This is a genomic window from Mycolicibacterium arcueilense, assembly GCF_058536225.1.
In genome coordinates, this window is the sequence record NZ_JBZTYL010000005.1 from 91,767 (window position 1) to 109,286 (window position 17,520).

20 protein-coding genes are annotated in these 17,520 nt (G+C 64.4%); 7 read left to right on the forward strand and 13 right to left on the reverse strand.

Annotation, left to right across the window (positions count from 1 at the left end):
• Positions 1-86: 86 nt before the first annotated feature.
• The 7 genes from AC4LGL_RS01390 to AC4LGL_RS01420 form a co-directional block, all read right to left on the reverse strand.
• A complete protein-coding gene (locus AC4LGL_RS01390; RefSeq protein WP_044520554.1) occupies positions 87-1,220 on the reverse strand; it encodes an NDMA-dependent alcohol dehydrogenase in 1,134 nt (377 codons plus the stop codon).
• 92 nt (positions 1,221-1,312) lie between these two features.
• Positions 1,313-1,852, reverse strand: a complete 540-nt coding sequence (locus tag AC4LGL_RS01395; RefSeq protein WP_491837285.1) for a nuclear transport factor 2 family protein — start codon at positions 1,850-1,852, stop codon at positions 1,313-1,315.
• Positions 1,853-1,854: 2 nt separating this feature from the next.
• Positions 1,855-2,061, reverse strand: coding sequence for a ferredoxin Fdx (locus tag AC4LGL_RS01400; RefSeq protein ID WP_491837286.1), 207 nt, complete (start codon positions 2,059-2,061; stop codon positions 1,855-1,857).
• 5 nt (positions 2,062-2,066) lie between these two features.
• Complete coding sequence (locus AC4LGL_RS01405; RefSeq protein ID WP_491837287.1) at positions 2,067-3,434, reverse strand: lanosterol 14-alpha demethylase; 1,368 nt, start codon at positions 3,432-3,434, stop codon at positions 2,067-2,069.
• 7 nt (positions 3,435-3,441) lie between these two features.
• The gene (locus AC4LGL_RS01410; RefSeq protein ID WP_491837288.1) at positions 3,442-4,251 is read right to left on the reverse strand and encodes an SDR family oxidoreductase; all 810 of its coding nucleotides are present in this window, start codon (positions 4,249-4,251) and stop codon (positions 3,442-3,444) included.
• Positions 4,252-5,463: a cytochrome P450 gene (locus AC4LGL_RS01415; RefSeq protein WP_491837289.1), complete on the reverse strand. Its 1,212-nt coding sequence runs from the start codon at positions 5,461-5,463 to the stop codon at positions 4,252-4,254.
• The gene (locus AC4LGL_RS01420) at positions 5,460-6,071 is read right to left on the reverse strand and encodes a TetR family transcriptional regulator (protein WP_491837290.1); all 612 of its coding nucleotides are present in this window, start codon (positions 6,069-6,071) and stop codon (positions 5,460-5,462) included. Before AC4LGL_RS01420 ends, AC4LGL_RS01415 begins: the two co-directional genes overlap by 4 nt.
• A 189-nt stretch (positions 6,072-6,260) precedes the next feature.
• Here AC4LGL_RS01420 and AC4LGL_RS01425 point away from each other — a divergent pair, with 189 nt between their 5' ends.
• From AC4LGL_RS01425 to AC4LGL_RS01450, 6 genes are all read left to right on the forward strand, one after another.
• Positions 6,261-7,730, forward strand: coding sequence for an aldehyde dehydrogenase (locus tag AC4LGL_RS01425; protein WP_491837291.1), 1,470 nt, complete (start codon positions 6,261-6,263; stop codon positions 7,728-7,730).
• Between the two features lie 85 nt (positions 7,731-7,815).
• Positions 7,816-8,568, forward strand: coding sequence for an SDR family oxidoreductase (locus AC4LGL_RS01430; protein ID WP_019344176.1), 753 nt, complete (start codon positions 7,816-7,818; stop codon positions 8,566-8,568).
• Positions 8,565-9,410 (forward strand): NAD(P)-dependent oxidoreductase, encoded by an 846-nt coding sequence (locus AC4LGL_RS01435; protein ID WP_491837292.1) that lies wholly within the window; start codon positions 8,565-8,567, stop codon positions 9,408-9,410. Before AC4LGL_RS01430 ends, AC4LGL_RS01435 begins: the two co-directional genes overlap by 4 nt.
• Before the next feature lie 10 nt (positions 9,411-9,420).
• Complete coding sequence (locus AC4LGL_RS01440) at positions 9,421-9,864, forward strand: carboxymuconolactone decarboxylase family protein (RefSeq protein ID WP_491837293.1); 444 nt, start codon at positions 9,421-9,423, stop codon at positions 9,862-9,864.
• A complete protein-coding gene (locus tag AC4LGL_RS01445) occupies positions 9,854-11,080 on the forward strand; it encodes a hypothetical protein (RefSeq protein ID WP_491837294.1) in 1,227 nt (408 codons plus the stop codon). The genes AC4LGL_RS01440 and AC4LGL_RS01445 overlap by 11 nt, the downstream gene beginning before the upstream one ends.
• A 53-nt stretch (positions 11,081-11,133) precedes the next feature.
• Entirely contained in the window at positions 11,134-11,814 is a 681-nt protein-coding gene (locus AC4LGL_RS01450; protein ID WP_491837295.1) for a DUF5642 family protein, read from the forward strand.
• Positions 11,815-11,822: 8 nt separating this feature from the next.
• Here the strand turns inward: AC4LGL_RS01450 and AC4LGL_RS01455 are convergent, their stop codons facing one another.
• The 4 genes from AC4LGL_RS01455 to AC4LGL_RS01470 all read right to left on the reverse strand — a co-directional run bounded on the left by AC4LGL_RS01455 (position 11,823) and on the right by AC4LGL_RS01470 (position 14,695).
• Complete coding sequence (locus tag AC4LGL_RS01455) at positions 11,823-12,842, reverse strand: EspA/EspE family type VII secretion system effector (protein WP_491837296.1); 1,020 nt, start codon at positions 12,840-12,842, stop codon at positions 11,823-11,825.
• A gap of 246 nt (positions 12,843-13,088) precedes the next feature.
• A complete protein-coding gene (locus AC4LGL_RS01460) occupies positions 13,089-13,580 on the reverse strand; it encodes a hypothetical protein (RefSeq protein WP_491837297.1) in 492 nt (163 codons plus the stop codon).
• Positions 13,577-14,173: a sensor domain-containing protein gene (locus AC4LGL_RS01465; RefSeq protein WP_491837554.1), complete on the reverse strand. Its 597-nt coding sequence runs from the start codon at positions 14,171-14,173 to the stop codon at positions 13,577-13,579. Before AC4LGL_RS01465 ends, AC4LGL_RS01460 begins: the two co-directional genes overlap by 4 nt.
• A 57-nt stretch (positions 14,174-14,230) precedes the next feature.
• Entirely contained in the window at positions 14,231-14,695 is a 465-nt protein-coding gene (locus AC4LGL_RS01470; RefSeq protein ID WP_491837298.1) for a hypothetical protein, read from the reverse strand.
• Between the two features lie 225 nt (positions 14,696-14,920).
• Here AC4LGL_RS01470 and AC4LGL_RS01475 point away from each other — a divergent pair, with 225 nt between their 5' ends.
• Positions 14,921-15,613: a M15 family metallopeptidase gene (locus AC4LGL_RS01475; protein ID WP_491837299.1), complete on the forward strand. Its 693-nt coding sequence runs from the start codon at positions 14,921-14,923 to the stop codon at positions 15,611-15,613.
• 13 nt (positions 15,614-15,626) lie between these two features.
• On the opposite strand, the gene AC4LGL_RS01480 is transcribed toward AC4LGL_RS01475, so the two are convergent.
• Together AC4LGL_RS01480 and AC4LGL_RS01485 are read right to left on the reverse strand one after the other, a co-directional pair.
• On the reverse strand, positions 15,627-16,256 hold the full coding sequence (locus AC4LGL_RS01480) for a TetR/AcrR family transcriptional regulator (protein WP_491837300.1): 630 nt from the start codon (positions 16,254-16,256) through the stop codon (positions 15,627-15,629).
• 26 nt (positions 16,257-16,282) lie between these two features.
• A complete protein-coding gene (locus AC4LGL_RS01485) occupies positions 16,283-17,518 on the reverse strand; it encodes a cytochrome P450 (protein WP_491837301.1) in 1,236 nt (411 codons plus the stop codon).
• Between the last annotated feature and the right edge of the window lie 2 nt (positions 17,519-17,520).

Sequence of the window (17,520 nt, forward strand, 5' to 3'; positions counted from 1 at the left end):
ATTCCTCCAGGATGCCGAAATGGCATTCCAGCAGGTGGTCACTCGACCTTTGCCTGCTGGAATGCCATTTCGCGCGAGATAGGGATTTAGCGGTCGGCGTCGGTGTACCGGATGACGCCGCGGATGTTGCGGCCCTCGAGCATGTCCGCGTAGCCGTCGTTGATCTGCTCCAGCTTGTACTGCCGGGTGACCATGTCATCCAGGTTGAGCCGGCCGGCCTTGTACATGCTCAGCAGCTGCGGGATGTCGTGGTGCGGGTTGCCGCCGCCGAAGATGGTGCCCTGCAGGCGCTTCTGCAGCAGCGTCAGCATCGACAGGTTGAGCTTGACGTCGTTGCTGGCCATGTTGGCGACCGCGGTGGCCACGACCGTGCCGCCCTTGGCGGTGATGTTCATGTAGTGGTCGATGTCCTCGCCCTTGAGCTCGCCGACGGTGACGATCGTCTTGTGTGCCATCCGGCCCTGGGTGACCTCGGCGACCCCGGCCATCGCGGAGAAGATGTCCGGGTAGGCGTGGGTGGCACCGAACTTCAGCGCGTTGTCGCGCTTGAACTCGACCGGGTCGACGGCGAAGACGTTGCGTGCGCCGGCGGCCAGGGCGCCCTGCAGCGCACCGGTGCCGACACCGCCGACGCCGACGATGACGACGTCGTCACCCGGGCGGACGTCACCGCTGCGCACCGCCGAGCCGTAGCCGGTGGTGACGCCGCAGCCCACGAGGCAGGCCACCTCGAACGGGATGGATGGATCGATCTTCACGACCGAGCTCTTGTGCACGACCATGTAGGGGCTGAACGTGCCCAGCAGGGTCATCGGAATGACGGGCTGACCGTTCTTGACGGAGTGGATGCGATGCGTGCCGTCGGAGACCGCAGTGCCGGCCAGCAGGCCCGCGCCCAGGTCGCACAGGTTGCGCAGACCCTCCTGACACGCCGGACACTCGCCACACGACGGGATGAACGACAGCACGACGTGATCGCCGGGCTGGATGTGGTCGACGCCGGGGCCGACCTCCGTCACGATGCCTGCGCCTTCGTGGCCGCCGAGCACCGGGAAACCTGCCATCGGGATGTCGCCGGTCACCAGGTGGTGATCGGAATGGCACATGCCCGAGGCTTCCATCTGAATCTTGACCTCGTCCTTGACGGGGTCACCGATCTCGATCTCCTCGATCGTCCAAGGTTGGTTGAACTCCCAGATGAGAGCGCCTTTGGTCTTCATCGCGTGTGCCTTCCACTAGAGCCGTTGACCACAGACTAGAGCCATTAGTTGCGTGGGTCACACCCACCCCCAAGCAACTGCTTGGCCGGGAACTACCAGATTTTGACCGGAGCCTCGCCGCGCGGGTAGTAGCCGGGCAGCTTCTCGCCCGCCAGGCTGCGCTCGATGCGCTTCTGCATCGTCGGAGTGAGGTCGCCGGAGGTGATCAGGTTCATGAACGCCTTCTGCACGTGCCCGAAGTCGAAGAAGTCGCGCTGCCACTCGATGAGCAGCTGATCGTTGAGGCGGAACCAGCTACCGCCGATGCCGTAGATCTCGGCGGTGCTGCCGTCGGACTTGTGGGCGATCTGCTTCCAGAACCCGACGATCTCGTTCTGCTTCTCGTCGATCAGCACCCGCTGGTACTCGTAGACCCAGTTCTCCAGGCCTTCCATCTCCAGGCCCAGTGCGGTGTCCCGGATTTCGTCCTTGCCGATGCACATGACGTCTTCCTTGGGCCCGATGTTCCAGCCGTAGGTCGCATCGTCGGTGTAGAAGTCGGCCAGCGGCTTCCAGTCACCGGCCTTCTCGGCCTCCTGGTTGGCCTTGAGCCAGCGGTCGGACCAGTCTTCCAATTCCTCGCGTGACGCCATTGTCATTCCTTCTCTGTGATGGATAGAGCGCGGGTGGGACACATATCGACGGCCATCTCCACGACATCGCGGAGTTCGTCGGGGGGTTCGGAATCGAGGATCTCGACGACGCCGCGCTTGGGCACCCGGAAGACGTCGGGCGCCTCCAGCTCGCACATGGCGTGGCCCTGGCAGAGGTCTTCGTCGAGTTCTACACGGTAGCAACCCATTTGGGTCAGTCCCTTACACGCTTGCGGTAGCGAACCTTGGCCGGCTGAGCCAGCTGCACGACCATTTTGGAGTGGTCGTTCTGGTAGCTCTCGGCCGGCTGGGCCATCTCGAACTCATACTCGCGCAACAGAACCGAGAAGATTGCCTTGATCTGCATCTGTGCGAACGCCGCACCCACGCAGCGGTGCTTACCGGCGCCGAAGGGGATCCACGTCCACCGGTTGATCAGATCTTCCTGGCGCGGCTTCTCATAGCGGGCAGGATCGAAGGCGTCGGGTTCGGGGAAATCCTCCGGGATCCGGTTGGAGATCGCCGGGGAGGCTGCCACCATCTGGCCCTTGTGGATCGGATGGCCCGCCACCTCGAACTCGTCCTGTGCGACGCGCATCAGGATGATCAGTGGCGGATGCAGGCGCAGGGTCTCCTTGAGCGAGTTGTCCAACTTCGGAATCTGGCGCAGCGCATGGAAACTCACCTCCTGGCCATCGGCGTAGAGGTCGTCGAGCTCCTGCTGCACCTGCGCGTACACGTCGGGGTTGCGCAGCAGTTCGATGAGCGTCCACGAGGACGTGCCCGAGCTGGTGTGGTGCCCGGCGAACATCAGGGAGATGAACATCCCGGTGACCTCGTTGGCCGTGAACCGGGGGTTGCCCTCGTCGTCCTTGATCGACACCAGAACGTCGAGCAGGTCGCGATCCTCCTTGCCCTTCGGCGGATTGGCAATGCGACCGTCCATGATCTCCTGCACCAGCGCAACGAGTTTGACGCGCGACTCGTCTCGGATGCGGAAGCTCTCGATGTCCAGGTAGGGATCGACGTAGCAGAGCGGGTCGGTGCCCCGCTCCAACTGGTGGTAGTACTCGGCGAACCGGCGATCGAGCTGCTCGCGGAACTTCAGCCCGATCAGGCACGCCGTCGAGGTGTAGATCGTCAGCTCGGAGAAGAAGTCGAGCAGTTCGATCTCGCCCTGGGGTCCCCAGTCAGCGATGATCTTCTTGACCTCGTTCTCGATGGTGGCCGCGTGGCCCTTCATCTGCTCACCGCGCAGCGCGGTGTTGTGCAGCATCTCGGCGCGGCGCTCGGGGTCCGCGTCGAACACCACGCCCTCACCGAAGATCGGGGTCATGAACGGGTAGGCCTCGGCCTGGTTCAGTTCGCTGTCGCTGGAGCGGAAGAAGAACTCGTTGGCCTCCGCGCCGCTCAGCAGCACCACCTGCTTGTCGGCCAGCTGGAACCAGCCGACGTCGCCGCACTCGTCCCGGATGCGCTGCATCAGACCGATCGGGTCGGTGCGGAATTCTTCCAGGTGGCCGTGTTCATCTGCTTCACCGCCCGAAACGCGCTGTACTTCCTTGAGTTCTGAGCTCGTCATGTTCTTCTCAGCCTTCCACTTTCAGCTTCTGGCGGTCCTTGACATCGGCGAGCGGAGCTTCGGGCTGAATCTCCAGTTCGGCGATGAAGCCGCCGCGGGGGGTTTCCGCGACGAAGGTGATGGCCCGCGCGAGATCTGCCGCGCGCAAGAAGTAGTCGTGCCGGGCCTGGCCCCACTTGGCCCAGTCCTCGAGCATCTCGCCGACCTTGTCCATGGGCGCACTCCAGCCCATGGCGGTCTTGGTGGGTCCGGGGTGGACCACGGAGGCGCGCACGCCGGTGCCTTCCAGTTCCATCTGCAGGGTCTTGGCCATGCCCAGAAGGCCGGCTTTCGCGGCGCCGTAGCCGCCCATGTACGGCCGCGGCCGGAGGGACACGTCGGAGCCGACGAAGATGATGTCGCCGCGGCGGCGCTCGACCATGCCCGGAAGTACGGCTGCGGCAAGGCGATTGGCACCGATGAGGTGAATCTGGATCTGATTCTCGAATTCGTCGGTGCTGATCTCGTGCAGCTGGCCGAAGAAGGTGTCACCGGCGCCGGCCACCAGCAGCTCGATGTCCCCGAGCGCCTCGGTGGCGCCGTGCACGAACGACTTGACCGATTCGGCATCGGTCACGTCGAGCGGCAGCGCGATTGCCTCGCCACCTTCGGCGGTGATCTTGTCGACCAACTCCTGGCACTTCTCGACGCGGCGTGCGCCGAGGGCAACCGGGAAGCCGTGTGCGGCAAGCTCGGTCGCCGTAGCGGCGCCGATGCCGGACGACGCGCCGGCCACGAGGGCCGGTCGGCGGTCGGGATGGGGTTCGAAACGGGCCATTTAGCGCTTCTCCACTGTGATCGGTAGATGAGAGAATCCACGGACACTGCTGGAGTGGACGCGGACGGCGTTGGCCTCGTCCACCTCGTATCCGCGGATTCGCTTGAACAACTCGGTCAGTGCCACCCGGGCCTCCATGCGCGCCAGATGCGCGCCGAGGCAGAAGTGGGCACCACTGCCGAAACTCACCAGTTTCGGGCCGATCTCGCGATCGATCCGGTATTCGTCGGGATTCTCGAAGACGCGTTCGTCGCGGTTCGCCGAGCCGATCAGCAGCACCAGCACGTCGCCCGCGGGCACTGTGGTGTCGTAGTACGTCTGGTCCTCGACGACCAGCCGGGCCAGGATCTGGCTGGAGGCGTCATAGCGCAACGTCTCCTCGACCCATGGCACGACCAGGTCGTGGTTGTCGAACACCGGGGCCAGCTGGGCAGGGTTCTTGAAGCCCCAGTACGCGGCGTTGGCAAGAAGTTTGGTGGTCGTCTCGTTACCGGCGACCACCATCAGGAAGAGGAAGGCCATGATCTCGTCGTCGGTGAGCCGGTCACCGTCGATCTCGGCGTCCACCAGCGCCGACGTCAGGTCGTCGGTGCGGTTCTTGCGGCGCTGCTTCACCATGTCGGCGTAGTAGACCAGCAGTTCCCCGGAGGCGGCGATCGCGGATTCGGGGACATCGGCGACACCGTCCTCACGGTGCATCACCCCGTCGGCGAGCGCGCGGATGCGGACCCGGTCCTCCTCAGGGACGCCCATCAGCTCGGAGATGACGTCCATGGGCAGCTTGCCGGCGAAATCGTCTACGAAATCGATGGAGCCGGACGTTCCGATCTCTAGGGCCGTATCCAGGTGCTGGTGGGCGATCTCGGTGACCCGGCCCTCCAGCTCGCGGATGCGCCGAGGGGTGAAGCCCTTGGACACCAGGGTGCGCAGACGGAGGTGGCCGGGATCATCGAGGGCCAGGAACGACATCACCCGGTGGGCTTCGTCATTGCGCGAGATCGGATCCAGAGACACGCCGTGCTTGTTGGACAGCGTGACACTGTTGCGGAAACCGGCGACCACGTCCTTGTGCCGGGACAACGCCCAGAACTTGAGGTCCTCGTTGTGATACAGCGGCGCCTCGTCGCGCAGTCGGCGGTAGTACGGGTACGGGTCTTCGTGGAAGTCGTAGTCGTACGGGTCGAGAATCAGCTCGACTGCGTTCAAGGTCATTTGTCCTCTCCCAAGACGAGTCCGACCACATAGGTCAGCCGGTCGGCGATCTGGTGGTAGGTGAAGGCGCCGCTGCCGGCGTTGACCAGCGCGCCGAAGAACGTCATCTCCAGTGCGGAGACGATGCGGGAATCGGCATCGGGCCCGACAGCCGAACGGATCCGCTTGTGGATCTCGGCGCCGATTCGGTCGCGGACCTTGCGCACCGCCGGATCGGTGCCGCCGCCCAGCAGGGCTGTGGTGCAGGCGGCTGCCACTTCGGGCTCGTCGGCGACCACCAGGGTCAGCGCCCGCAGCGCCTTGTCGACGCGGGTGGTCATGGAGTCGTTCACGTCGGTGAAGTACGGGCACTGGCTGACCAGGTCCAGGTACATCTCGGCGATCAGGTGGTTCTTCGACGAGAAGTATGTATAGGCCGTGGCCGGCGCGACCTTGGCGCGTGCGGCGACCGCACGCACCGTCAGATCGGCGTAGGACGACTCGCGCAACATTTCGGTTCCGGCGGTCAGGACCTTGCGGAAGGTCTCTTCCTGCCGGCGGTTGCGCGGGGCCTCCCTGTCTGGCTCCGGAGCTGGTTCTGTGACTGCGGACACCGCATCGCTGGACACATGTCCAAGTTATCTGACGATGTCGAGGTTGGGCAAGTAGGGATCCTGAAAGGCGGCAATGAACTGCATCTTCTGGTGTTCGATCGGGTATGCCGGGGTCCACTCTTGCGGCTCGACATCGTCTGCGGCTATCGTTCGAGACGAGACAGCCGGACAGTTGTCCAGAATCTTCTGAAGTGGAGTTCACCAATGCCGGTACTGGCCGATCGCCAGAGTCAACTGCTGATCGACGGCAAACTCGTCGCCGGAGGTGGCGGAGCATTTGAGACCGTCAACCCCGCCACCGAGGAGGTGCTCGGCGTCGCCGCCGATGCCAACGCCGAGGACATGGGCAATGCCATCGAAGCGGCCCGCCGCGCATTCGACGACACCGATTGGTCGACGAACACCGCGCTGCGAGTGCGTTGCCTGCGGCAGCTGCGTGACGCGCTGCGTGAAAACGTCGAGGAATTGCGGGAATTGACCATTGCCGAGGTGGGCGCGCCGCGCATGCTTACCGCCGGTGCGCACCTCGAAGGCCCGATCGACGATCTGGGCTACTCGGCGGACACCGCCGAGAACTACGAGTGGACAACCGATCTCGGCTACGCCACCCCGCAGGGCATTCCGACCAACCGCAAGATCGCCCGCGAGGCGGTCGGCGTCGTCGGCGCCATCACGCCGTGGAACTTTCCGCACCAGATCAACCTGGCCAAGGTGGGTCCGGCCTTGGCTGCGGGAAACACTTTGATCCTCAAGCCGGCGCCGGACACTCCGTGGGCGGCCGCGGCCATCGGCCAGATCATCGCCGAGCAGACCGATTTTCCGGCCGGCGTGGTCAACGTCGTCACCTCCAGCGATCACTCGGTCGGTGCGTTGCTGTCCAAAGATCCTCGGGTGGACATGGTCTCGTTCACCGGATCGACCGCCACCGGGCGTGCGGTGATGACCGATGCGGCACTGACCATCAAGAAGGTATTCCTCGAGCTCGGCGGCAAGTCGGCGTTCCTGGTGCTCGACGACGCCGACCTGGCCGGGGCCTGCTCGATGTCGGCCTTCACGGTTGCCATGCATGCCGGTCAGGGTTGCGCGATCACGACGCGCCTGGTGGTGCCGCGGGCACGCTACGACGAGGCAGTCGAGATCGCCGCCGCCACGCTGGGTGGGATCAAGCCGGGCGATCCGAACAGCAAGCGCACGGTGTGTGGCCCGCTGATCTCGGCCCGCCAGCGTGACCGGGTGCAGTCCTACCTGGATCTCGCCCTGCAGGAAGGTGGCCGATTCGCCTGCGGCGGTGGACGTCCCGCCGACCTCGACACCGGGTTCTTCATCGAACCGACCGTGATCGCCGGCCTGGACAACACGGCCCGGGTGGCCCGTGAGGAGATCTTCGGGCCGGTGCTGACGGTGATCGCCCACGACGGCGACGACGATGCCGTGCGCATCGCCAACGATTCGCCGTACGGCCTGTCGGGCACCGTGTTCTCCGGCGACGACGCACGGGCGCAGGCCGTCGCGGCGCGCATGCGGGTCGGCACCGTCAACGTCAACGGCGGCATCTGGTACTCGGCAGATGCACCGTTCGGCGGCTACAAGCAATCCGGCGTCGGCCGCGAGATGGGCCTGGCCGGCTTCGAGGAATACACCGAAATCAAGTGCGTCGCGACGCTCGCCAATTAGAACGGGTGCCGAGCGGCCAGTTGTGACACGCAAACTCGTGAGAACCGTGCATTAACTGGCCATTCGGCGGGAAAGGAACAGCAATATGGGACAGTTCGACAACAAGGTGGCGATCGTCACCGGGGCCGGTGGCGGAATCGGCCAGGCCTATGCCGAGGCGCTGGCACGTGAGGGCGCGGCGGTCGTGGTCGCCGACATCAACACCGAAGGTGCACAGAAGGTCGCCGACGGCATCAAGGGTGAGGGCGGCAACGCGCTGGCGGTGCGAGTCGACGTCTCCGACATCGACTCGGCCAAGGATATGGCCGCGCAGACGCTTTCGGAGTTCGGCGGCATCGACTACCTGGTCAACAACGCCGCGATCTTCGGTGGCATGAAGCTCGACTTCCTGCTCACCGTTGACTGGGACTACTACAAGAAGTTCATGAGCGTGAACCTCGACGGTGCGCTGGTGTGCACCCGCGCGGTGTACCGCAAGATGGCCAAGCGGGGCGGCGGCGCGATCGTCAACCAGTCCTCAACCGCGGCGTGGCTGTACGCCAACTACTACGGCCTGGCCAAGGTCGGCATCAACGGCCTGACCCAGCAGCTCTCGCGCGAGCTCGGCGGGCAGAACATCCGCATCAACGCGATCGCGCCCGGCCCGATCGACACCGAAGCGAACCGCACCACCACGCCCAAGGAGATGGTGGACGACATCGTCAAGGGAATCCCGTTGTCCCGCATGGGCCAGCCGGAGGACCTGGTCGGTATGTGCCTGTTCCTGCTGAGCGATCAGGCCAAGTGGATCACCGGTCAGATCTTCAACGTCGACGGCGGACAGATCATCCGGTCATGACCCTCAAATACGGATACATCGGCCTGGGCAACATGGGTGCCCCGATGGCCAAGCGGCTGGCCGAATGGCCGGGCGGGTTCGTCGTGTACGACGTGCGGGCCGAATCCATGGCGCCTTTCGAGGAGCTCGGGGCAACACTGGCGAACGACGTGGCCGATGTCGCCCAGGCTGACATCATCAGCATCACGGTGCTGAACGACGAACAGGTGCGTTCGGTGATCGCGGACCTTGCACCGAAGGTCAAGCCGGACACCGTGATCGTGATCCACTCGACGATCAGCGATACCACCGCGGCCGAGCTCGCTGAGCAGTACAAGCCGCAGGGTATCTACATCGTCGACGCCCCGGTCAGCGGTGGCGGAGCGGCCGCCGAGAAGGGTGAGCTGGCCATCATGGTCGGCGCCGAGCGGCCCGTCTACGAACGGATCAAGCCTGCACTCAAGCAGTTCGGCTCGATGGTGATCCACGCTGGCGAACCCGGCGCCGGCACCCGGATGAAGCTGGCCCGCAACATGCTGACCTTCACCTCCTATGCCGCGGCATGTGAGGCGATGAAGCTGGCCGAGGCGGCCGGACTGGACCTCGGCGCGCTGGGCCGCGTCGTGCGCCACACCGATGCGTTGACCAGTGGGCCCGGCGCCATCATTGTCCGCGAGAACATGGCCGAGCTGACCCCGGATCATTGGCTCTACGACGCCTTCACCCATACCCGTGGACTGGGCGAGAAGGACCTGAGCCTGGCTCTCGGGTTGGGTGAGGTTGTGGGAGTGGATCTTCCGTTGGCCCAGGTGGCCTTGCAGCGGCTCGCTGAGGGCCTTGGCGTACCGCACGAGAACGACTAGGAGAACTTCGATGGACGAGTTGCGCGCCAAGGGCCTGGCCAAGATGAACGAGGTCTACGGCTGGGAGATGCCGAACATCGAGGGAGACCCGTACTTCGATCTCACCGTCGATCACCTGTTCGGCACCATCTGGAGCAAGCCCGGACTGTCGATGCGCGAGAAGCGGCTGATGACGTTGTCGGCGGTGACGGCGGTGGGTTCGCAGGAGCTCGCTGAGATCCAGGTCAATGCCGCGCTGCTCAACGGCGAGTTCACCGAGGAAGAGCTCAAGGACGTCGCGATCTTCCTCACCCAGTACCTCGGCTTCCCGCTCGGCTCCGGTCTCAACGGGACGGTGTCCAAGGTTGTGGCCAAGCGCCGCAAGGCCGCCGAGAAGGGGCTGGCCGAGGATCGGAAGGCGAACGTCAACGCCGCAGTCAAGATGAACACCGGGAGCGAGCTCGATGACAAGTAGGTATGCCTCGCTGACCCACGACGAGCTGGTCAAGCTGGTACCAGAGCTGCTGCTCATGGGGCAGATGATCGACCGCTCCGGGATGGCCTGGTGCATCAGCAACTTCGGCCGCGAAGAGATGCTGCAGATCGCGATCGAGGAGTGGGCCGGGTCCAGCCCGATCTACACCAGGCGGATGCAGAAGGCGCTCAAGTACGAGGGCGTCGACATCATCACCATCTTCAAGGGTTTGCAGCTCGACATCGGCGCTCCGCCGCAGTTCATGGATTTCCGCTACACGGTTCATGATCGCTGGCACGGCGAGTTCCACCTCGATCACTGCGGCGCGCTGCTCGACGTCGAGCCGATGGGCGAGGAATACGTGCGCGGCATGTGCCACGACATCGAGGACCCGACCTTCGATGCCACCGCGCTGGCCACCAACCGCAAGTGCCAGGTGCGTCCGATTCACCGGCCGCCCCGGACGCCTGCCGACCGGCAGCCACACTGCGCCTGGACGGTCATCATCGACGAGTCCTACCCCGAGGTCGACGACATCCCCGCACTCGAGGTGATCGGCCGGACCCGTGCAGCCCAAACGGTTCTGGACCCGATCGACCCTTCCGATGAGGGTGCGGCCGACTACTCGGGCCCACTGCTGTCGGACTTCGATTTCGCGGCGTTCTCGCATTCCGCACTGGTCCGGATGGCAGACGAGGTGTGCCTGCAGATGCACCTGCTGAATCTGTCGTTCATCCTCGCGGTGGGTGCCCGAGCCGGTGCCGACACCGCGTTGGCCACGGACATCTGCACCAAGCAGCTCATCGGGGTCGCGGGTGTCGGTGCCGAGCGTATCCACCGGGCGCTGGGTCTGCCCGGCGGCATCGAGGGTGCGGTGCGCGTGCTGGAACTGCATCCGTTGTTCAACCCGGCCGCCTACGTCGACGCCGAGTTCGGTCCCGACACGGTGTCCGTGCGTCGGTCACCGGCGCACGAGGACGGTTCGTGGGTGGCGCTGGTTTCGCCGGCCGAGACCCGGCCCCTGCAGGCCATCGTCGCCGCCGTCGACCCGCACCTCTCCGTCGAGGTGATCGGGTCGGATGCGGAGTGGACCGCGCGGGTGATCGAAACCGACACTGCGGCAAAGGAATTCGGTGAGGTTGCGGTGGTGAAATTCAGCGGCGGGGCCGAGTTCGTATTCGAGCCGAGGAAGTCACTGCCGTTGACTGTGGTGTGATACGCACGCATTTGCCGTATGTGCGAGCTGAGCTCCGGGCTTAGGCTGGGGCAATGCTGAGAGCGTGTGGGCACGGATTGGTGAGTGTGTTGGTGGTCCTGGCTGCGTCGTTGGCCGGCTGCTCGCCCACAGACACCTCGCCGTCCGGTTCATCAGTCGAGACCGCCAGCGCCTCACCGCATCCGGTCGACCTGGCACGGCTGGCCGATTTGAAGGACGACTTTCCGCCCGGGCTCACGCCCGAAATGTCCGGGCCGAGCAAGGTGGGCTCCAAGTGGGCCTACCTGGTCGGCGATATGGTGTCCTCTGGCAAGCCATTAAGCGTAGATCCACCAGCGTGTCGAGCGCTGCTCGACCCGGTCGACGCCGGTAGCGATGCCGACAAAGCGGGCATCGGCGCGGGTGGTCCGCAGCCGCCGCTACTCGGTGTCGGTGTGACCACTCCGGTCTCGGTCCCGGCTCCCATCCCGTCGACGGATTGCGACCGGATGACGTTTGAGGTGGAAGGTGCGATTCCCGATGGGACGGTCGAGCGACTCCCCGCACCGACCATCGATCTTGCGACCACCTACGGCCTGAAGGTCATCTACGTTGGCGGCGTCGAATATCACTACGTCGCAATTCTGGACGGCCGCACCTACGTCGAGGTGGTGGCCCGCATGGCTCCGGACTTCCAACCGGAGCCCTTGCTTCCGGACCTGCTGACCAAGGCGGTCACTGCAGTCCGAGGGTAGTCAGGCGTTTACCTGGCAGGCCCCACACGCGGGTCAGGTATCCAGGCGCCTCCGTTGGGCACGAGTTCGGTGTATCCGAACTGGCCGTAGGTGCTGGGGTCACCAGAGACGTACGGCGGTCGGTAATCGATCTTGGTGAGGTCGACAGGCGCCTCCGGAGGGTCGGTCGGCCACATCGGGCCGCCCGGAGTCGGTACCCAGGTGCCTGAACCAGGTACGAGTTCGGTGTATCCGGACGGACCATAGGTGCTCGGCTGACCAGGGACGTACGGCGGTTTGTACACGATGTCGTTGAAGTCCAATGGTGCCTGAACGGGTGTGGGCCGGTAGTCCGGACTCGTGGGATCAGGCACCCACGTGCCCGAATTCGGGACGAGCTCGCGGTATCCGCGTGGGCCGAACGTTTTCGGGTTTTCGGGATCATACGGCGGCAGCTGTCTGATGTCGCTGAGGTCGAACGTCGTCGCGGGCAACGAGTCCGGCTTCTTCTCGTCGTCGCTGAGCTGCGTCGATTCGGGTTCGGCTTTGTCCTTGCCCTCGTCACTGATCGTGTCATATTCGCGGCCGATGCCACGAATTCGCTCACCGATCGTGCTCATTTGATCGTTGGACTGTTTGATGACATCGCTGATCTGGCCGATGCCCTTGCTAGCGAGGATCATCCGCATTGTCTCGGCGGACTTGCCGGGCGGGATTGACTCCGCCATGCTCGACACCCACCTCTGGGTTTGTTCGAGGTTCTGCCGACCGGCTGTGACCACCCCGGCCGCCCGATTGACTTCGGTAGCCATCCGCTGGTCCAGGTCCGCGAGCTTGCCGTAGACGGCGGCATGCTCGGCGTTCTTGGCGGCGTAAGCCTGGGAGGCGGTGCCCTGCCAGCGGTCGTCGGGTGCTGCGGACTGGATCGTTGACTGCATTTGACGGAGCCGACTGCCGTCGCCGAATTCAGAGCCGTCCTGCGGCGTGCCGGCGCCGAATGTTTCCCGGGCTTGCGACCACGTCGAGTTGAACGCATCCATGGCACCCATGCACTGGCCTCCCCTCATCGCCCGTGATCAGTTTAGAGCCGACGGACACCGGCGAGTGCGTTGGATTTTGCCGCCAATGTACGACGAACCCTCGCCGGGGGAACGGTCTGCATCAGCAACCCACCGTCCCATGGCTTGACAATTCCCTTGGCGAGTTGCAGTGACCTCGACCGCCTTGACGGGCGCGGTACTGCGACTGGGCAACGGGAGAATCAGGAGATCCTTCATCGTCCTTGAGCTCATTGACTAGGTGGTGTTCATGTTCAGATGGACGAAGCGGACGTTGGGCTCGCGCTCGTCGACGATGACCGTGCGAAACACCGACTTACCCACAGGGTTGCGATAGCGGTCATGCGCACTGACCACCGAAGGAGAGCCCACCAGGTCCGGGCCGGCGATGATCGGTTCGAAGGGGGGATAGACCCGGGTGAGCGGCTCAGTGAAGTGCGACTCCGTCAGAAGCGTAGGCAGGTCGGAGGATGGCATCTTCAGAACCAGTTGGTATCTGGTGTCCATCGCGCCGTCGACGTGGGCTTGCAGCACCTCCGCGCCGGTCGGTGTCGCGATGCCGCCGAATTCGGTTGCCTGCTTTACTAATTCGGGTGTCGGCGAGGTCTCGTCACGGGAGCCAACAGCGCGGCCGACTGGGTCACCAGGTGAAGCGCAGGCAACCGTCATTAACAGCGTAACGGCGGTAATCGCGAGGGCGAGTATGCATCTCATCGGACTGAAGTTCATTGTCGGTGTCCAGGACTTGTGAGTTGATCGGCGATCTTGAGTGTTACATCGGCAGTGTTGAATGGGCCAATTGCGGACAGGTGGATCACGGTTGATTGTGCGACGCGATATATGGCGCTGGACTCATCACCGTCGAACAGCAGGGTCGAAGAATCCGGCCGCTGCGGGGTCTTGCTGAAGTAATCGACTTTGGCTGCCGCGCACCGTGGCACCGCATTCTGGAGGCGATCGAAAGTGGCTTGCGCGTGGGCTTCATCCGGATAGACGGCGATCGTCTGGGCGACGTCCACGACCGGCGGTATCAAGGGAGCATCAATCGTGGCGCGGTAGACCACACGCCGGAACTGTGTCCAGTCCGTGCCGAACACGGTCGGCTGGTCGTACACGGCGAGGCACGGTGTGGGTATGTCCGGGAACGCCTCAGGTGCTGTTCGATCAGCTTCGGGTCTTTCTTGAAATTCGTGGATTCCAGAAATACTTCGCACGTCTTCGACTGAAACCACAGCTGGCTCAAACTCAGTCGGGTGCGGTGATTGTGATTCCGACGAGTCCCTAGTGCAGGCTGCGGCCAGCAATGTGAGGCCGCAGAGCACAACTGCGAATGTGCGGTTCAATGCGGGCGCCGTCTCTGGTGGTTCATCGGTTGGCTGCTAGTTGGCAGGCAATGTCAGTGTCAGATAGCCGCCGCCATCCGGTCGCAGCATCACGTCGGCCGGCCAGGTCTCCCGGAAATTCTCACCGCGTACGTAATCGCCGCTGATTCCGGCCGCCTTGACCGGTTTTCCGTTGAGTTCGAAGATCAGCAGGCTGGCCTTGGAATCGTAGAAATCATTCTTGATCACCGGCGCGCCGACGGTTTCCTCGATGAAGTCACGGTTGGAGTATTCGTGGAACAGATGCACCTCGTCCCAATCCCAACTGGTGAAGTCGCTGAGGCGGCCCTGCTTTTTGTTGTGAAGAAGGCTTTCCAAGCCATCGTTTAGCTTCTGGTCGTTGTAGTCGACATCCATCGAAGGTCTCAACGCCTGCCTGACCAGGTCACAGCTCGTCAGGCACAGGACGAGCGATAGGGAAATCAACATCGCACGCAGGGGTGTCGTGACTTTCGTGCCCATCAACGCAATCTCGCTGCTTGGCAAGTCGGTCGTCGGTCTTGCGCACCCTCACCGAACGTGGCGCGCGCTTGCGACCACGTCGTGTAAAAGGCGTCTAGTGCCCACATACTTCACCGCCCCGGCTGAGTCGAGGGTTCAAGTCTAAATCCCGGCAAACCCCACCTTGAGCGCTGATTCCGCCCCGGGCGACTCGGGCCTGCCATCTCCGCGATCTAGAGTCGCAGGGTGGGCATCGCAACGGTCCGCGTATGTGCCCTGGTGGTGATGTTCACAGGGTGCACGGCAGCCTGCGCCGGTGGTGCGCCGGATTCGGTCACCGCGCCGAGGACCCCCACCTCCGCGCCGCACAGTTCGGTGGCGCAGCAACCCGCGCGGGTGCAACCGGTGGACGAGGCCGCGCTGGGTGCCAGCTGGCGGCCGGGATGCCCGGTACCGCCGGCTGACCTCCGTCGGATCACCCTGTCCTATCTCGGTTTCGACGGCCGATCGCACAGAGGTGAGTTGGTGGTACATCGTGATGCGGTCAGCGACGTGATCGGGATCTTCGGGGAGCTGTACTCCGCTCGATTCCCGATCGAGAAGATGCGCACGGTGGACCGCTATCCTCGCGCCGACGACGAGCTGTCCATGGAGGACAACAACACGTCGGCGTTCAATTGCCGGCCGTTGCCGAGCGGGTCGTGGTCGCTGCACGCCTACGGCCGCGCGGTCGACGTCAACCCCCTGATGAACCCGTACATCTCGGCCTCCGGCGACCTGCAGCCGGTCACCGCGCGGGCGTACCTGGACCGCACCCGAACCGATCAGGGGATGATCCGCGACGGTGACGTCGTGGTGCGGACCTTTGCCGAGCGCGGTTGGCGGTGGGGTGGGCACTGGCATGACCCGATCGACTACCAGCACTTCGAACGACGTTGACGTGTCAACCCGGCTAACGCCCGGCGGCCGGTGTTTCGGGCGCCATTTTCCCGGCCACCACGGCCGAGCCGACCCACCGGCGCAGGTAGCTGCGCAGCGCCTCGCCGGTGCGCGGAGGACGCCCCGGATCGATGACGAAGGACTGAATGATCCGCAGCAGGTGCTCGGCGAGCTCATCGAGCTCGGCGTCGGTGTAACCGAGGCCGGCCCAGTCGACGTCGAACTTGCGCAGCAGCGCGCGGGCAAAGTCGACCGCGACATCCGAGGTCACCGACTCGGTGTGCACGTCCGCGCGACCGGGAGCGACCAGCAAACCGATGCGCTTGTCCTTGGGGAGCCAGTCGAGCGCAATGGCGATACCTTCGGCGACTGCCTCAACCGGGTCGGTGACTCCCTGCACGTGGGCGGCCACCCGGTCCAGGAAATCGCTGGCCGCATGCACGGCAGATGCCACCAGCAAGGCGTCGGTGCTGGGGAAATAGCGGTACACGGTTTGGCGGGTGACACCCAGGGTGCGCGCCACGTCGGCGATGGAGAAGTCGGCGCCCCGCTCATCAATGGCGTTGCCCGCAGCGACGAGGATGCGGGCAATCGCCTCCTCGTCGCTGGCCGGCGCGGAGCCGGACCACCCGTGCGTACGCATGGGCGAATCCTAGAACAGACAGCTGATCACCTGCGGTAGGAGACCGGCAGATCCTTGACCCCGTTGATCCATCCCGACCGGAGACGTTGGGGCTCACCCAGTTTGGCGATGTCGGGGATCTGATCGGCGATCTCGTTGAAAATCAACTTGATCTCCATGCGCGCCAGGTTGGCACCGATGCAGAAATGCGCGCCGTTGCCGCCGAAAGCCAGGTGCGGGTTGGGGTTGCGCAGGATGTTGAAATCGAAGGGCTTGTCGAAGACCGATTCGTCGTAATTGGCCGAGCTGTAGAACAGGCCGACGCGTTGCCCGGCCTTGACGGTGACGTCGCCCACCTGGACGTCGGACAGGGCGGTCCGCTGGAAACAGTGCACCGGCGTGGCCCAGCGGATGATCTCGTCGACCGCGGTCTCGGGACGTTCCCGCTTGAAAAGCTCCCACTGGTCGGGGTTTTCGAGGAAGGCGTTCATGCCGTGCGTCATGGCGTTGCGGGTGGTCTCGTTGCCGGCCACGGCGAGCAGGATCACGAAGAACGCGAACTCCACCTCGGTGATCGCCTCCCCATCGATATCAGCCTGGATGAGACGCGTCACGATGTCGTCGGCCGGGCACTTCCGTCGCTCCTCGGCCATGTTGTAGGCGTAGCCCATCAGTTCTGCGTTGGCCATCGTCGGATCGGCGTCGAAGTCCGGGTCATCGGTGTTCATGATCGCGTTGCTCCAGTGGAACAACTTCTCCCGGTCCGCCTCGGGTACACCGATCAGGTCGGCGATGGCCTGCAGCGGCAGGCTCATTGCGACGTCGTCGACGAAATTGCCGCTGCCCTTCTCCGCCGCGGCGGCGACGATCTCGCGTGCGGAGACGGCGAGCTTCTCCTCCAGTGCGGCGACGGCCCGCGGGGTGAACAGGCGGGACACGATCTTGCGCAGCCGGGTGTGCTCGGGCGCGTCGTGATTGATCAGCAGCGCCTTGGTCAGATCGAGCTGCTCGCTGGTGACCCCCTCGGGCAGCCGCATCACGGCGCCCTTGGCGTTGGTGGACCACAGGTCGCCACCGTTACGGGAAATGGTCTTGATGTCCTCGTGGCGGGTGATCACCCAGTAGCCGCCGTCGTTGAAGATCGATTCGCCCTGCTCGTTCCACCACACCGGCGCCGTCTGGCGCAGTTGGGCGAACTCCTCGACCGGGATTCCGCGGAGCAGGACGTCGGGATCGGTGAAGTCATAGCCGGCGCCGAACGGACAGGCGCTCATCGTTGTCATGC

What these genes read in the sequence shown, in the direction of transcription:
- AC4LGL_RS01395 (WP_491837285.1), bottom strand. Translation starts at nt 1,852, where the DNA reads ATGGCGTCACGCGAGGAATTGGAAGACTGGTCCGACCGCTGGCTCAAG.
- AC4LGL_RS01425 (WP_491837291.1), top strand. Translation starts at nt 6,261, where the DNA reads ATGCCGGTACTGGCCGATCGCCAGAGTCAACTGCTGATCGACGGCAAA.
- AC4LGL_RS01390 (WP_044520554.1), bottom strand. Translation starts at nt 1,220, where the DNA reads ATGAAGACCAAAGGCGCTCTCATCTGGGAGTTCAACCAACCTTGGACG.
- AC4LGL_RS01445 (WP_491837294.1), top strand. Translation starts at nt 9,854, where the DNA reads ATGACAAGTAGGTATGCCTCGCTGACCCACGACGAGCTGGTCAAGCTG.
- AC4LGL_RS01485 (WP_491837301.1), bottom strand. Translation starts at nt 17,518, where the DNA reads ATGACAACGATGAGCGCCTGTCCGTTCGGCGCCGGCTATGACTTCACC.
- AC4LGL_RS01440 (WP_491837293.1), top strand. Translation starts at nt 9,421, where the DNA reads ATGGACGAGTTGCGCGCCAAGGGCCTGGCCAAGATGAACGAGGTCTAC.
- AC4LGL_RS01480 (WP_491837300.1), bottom strand. Translation starts at nt 16,256, where the DNA reads ATGCGTACGCACGGGTGGTCCGGCTCCGCGCCGGCCAGCGACGAGGAG.
- AC4LGL_RS01435 (WP_491837292.1), top strand. Translation starts at nt 8,565, where the DNA reads ATGACCCTCAAATACGGATACATCGGCCTGGGCAACATGGGTGCCCCG.
- AC4LGL_RS01415 (WP_491837289.1), bottom strand. Translation starts at nt 5,463, where the DNA reads ATGACCTTGAACGCAGTCGAGCTGATTCTCGACCCGTACGACTACGAC.
- AC4LGL_RS01450 (WP_491837295.1), top strand. Translation starts at nt 11,134, where the DNA reads ATGCTGAGAGCGTGTGGGCACGGATTGGTGAGTGTGTTGGTGGTCCTG.
- AC4LGL_RS01455 (WP_491837296.1), bottom strand. Translation starts at nt 12,842, where the DNA reads ATGGGTGCCATGGATGCGTTCAACTCGACGTGGTCGCAAGCCCGGGAA.
- AC4LGL_RS01430 (WP_019344176.1), top strand. Translation starts at nt 7,816, where the DNA reads ATGGGACAGTTCGACAACAAGGTGGCGATCGTCACCGGGGCCGGTGGC.
- AC4LGL_RS01405 (WP_491837287.1), bottom strand. Translation starts at nt 3,434, where the DNA reads ATGACGAGCTCAGAACTCAAGGAAGTACAGCGCGTTTCGGGCGGTGAA.
- AC4LGL_RS01470 (WP_491837298.1), bottom strand. Translation starts at nt 14,695, where the DNA reads ATGGGCACGAAAGTCACGACACCCCTGCGTGCGATGTTGATTTCCCTA.
- AC4LGL_RS01410 (WP_491837288.1), bottom strand. Translation starts at nt 4,251, where the DNA reads ATGGCCCGTTTCGAACCCCATCCCGACCGCCGACCGGCCCTCGTGGCC.
- AC4LGL_RS01460 (WP_491837297.1), bottom strand. Translation starts at nt 13,580, where the DNA reads ATGAACTTCAGTCCGATGAGATGCATACTCGCCCTCGCGATTACCGCC.
- AC4LGL_RS01400 (WP_491837286.1), bottom strand. Translation starts at nt 2,061, where the DNA reads ATGGGTTGCTACCGTGTAGAACTCGACGAAGACCTCTGCCAGGGCCAC.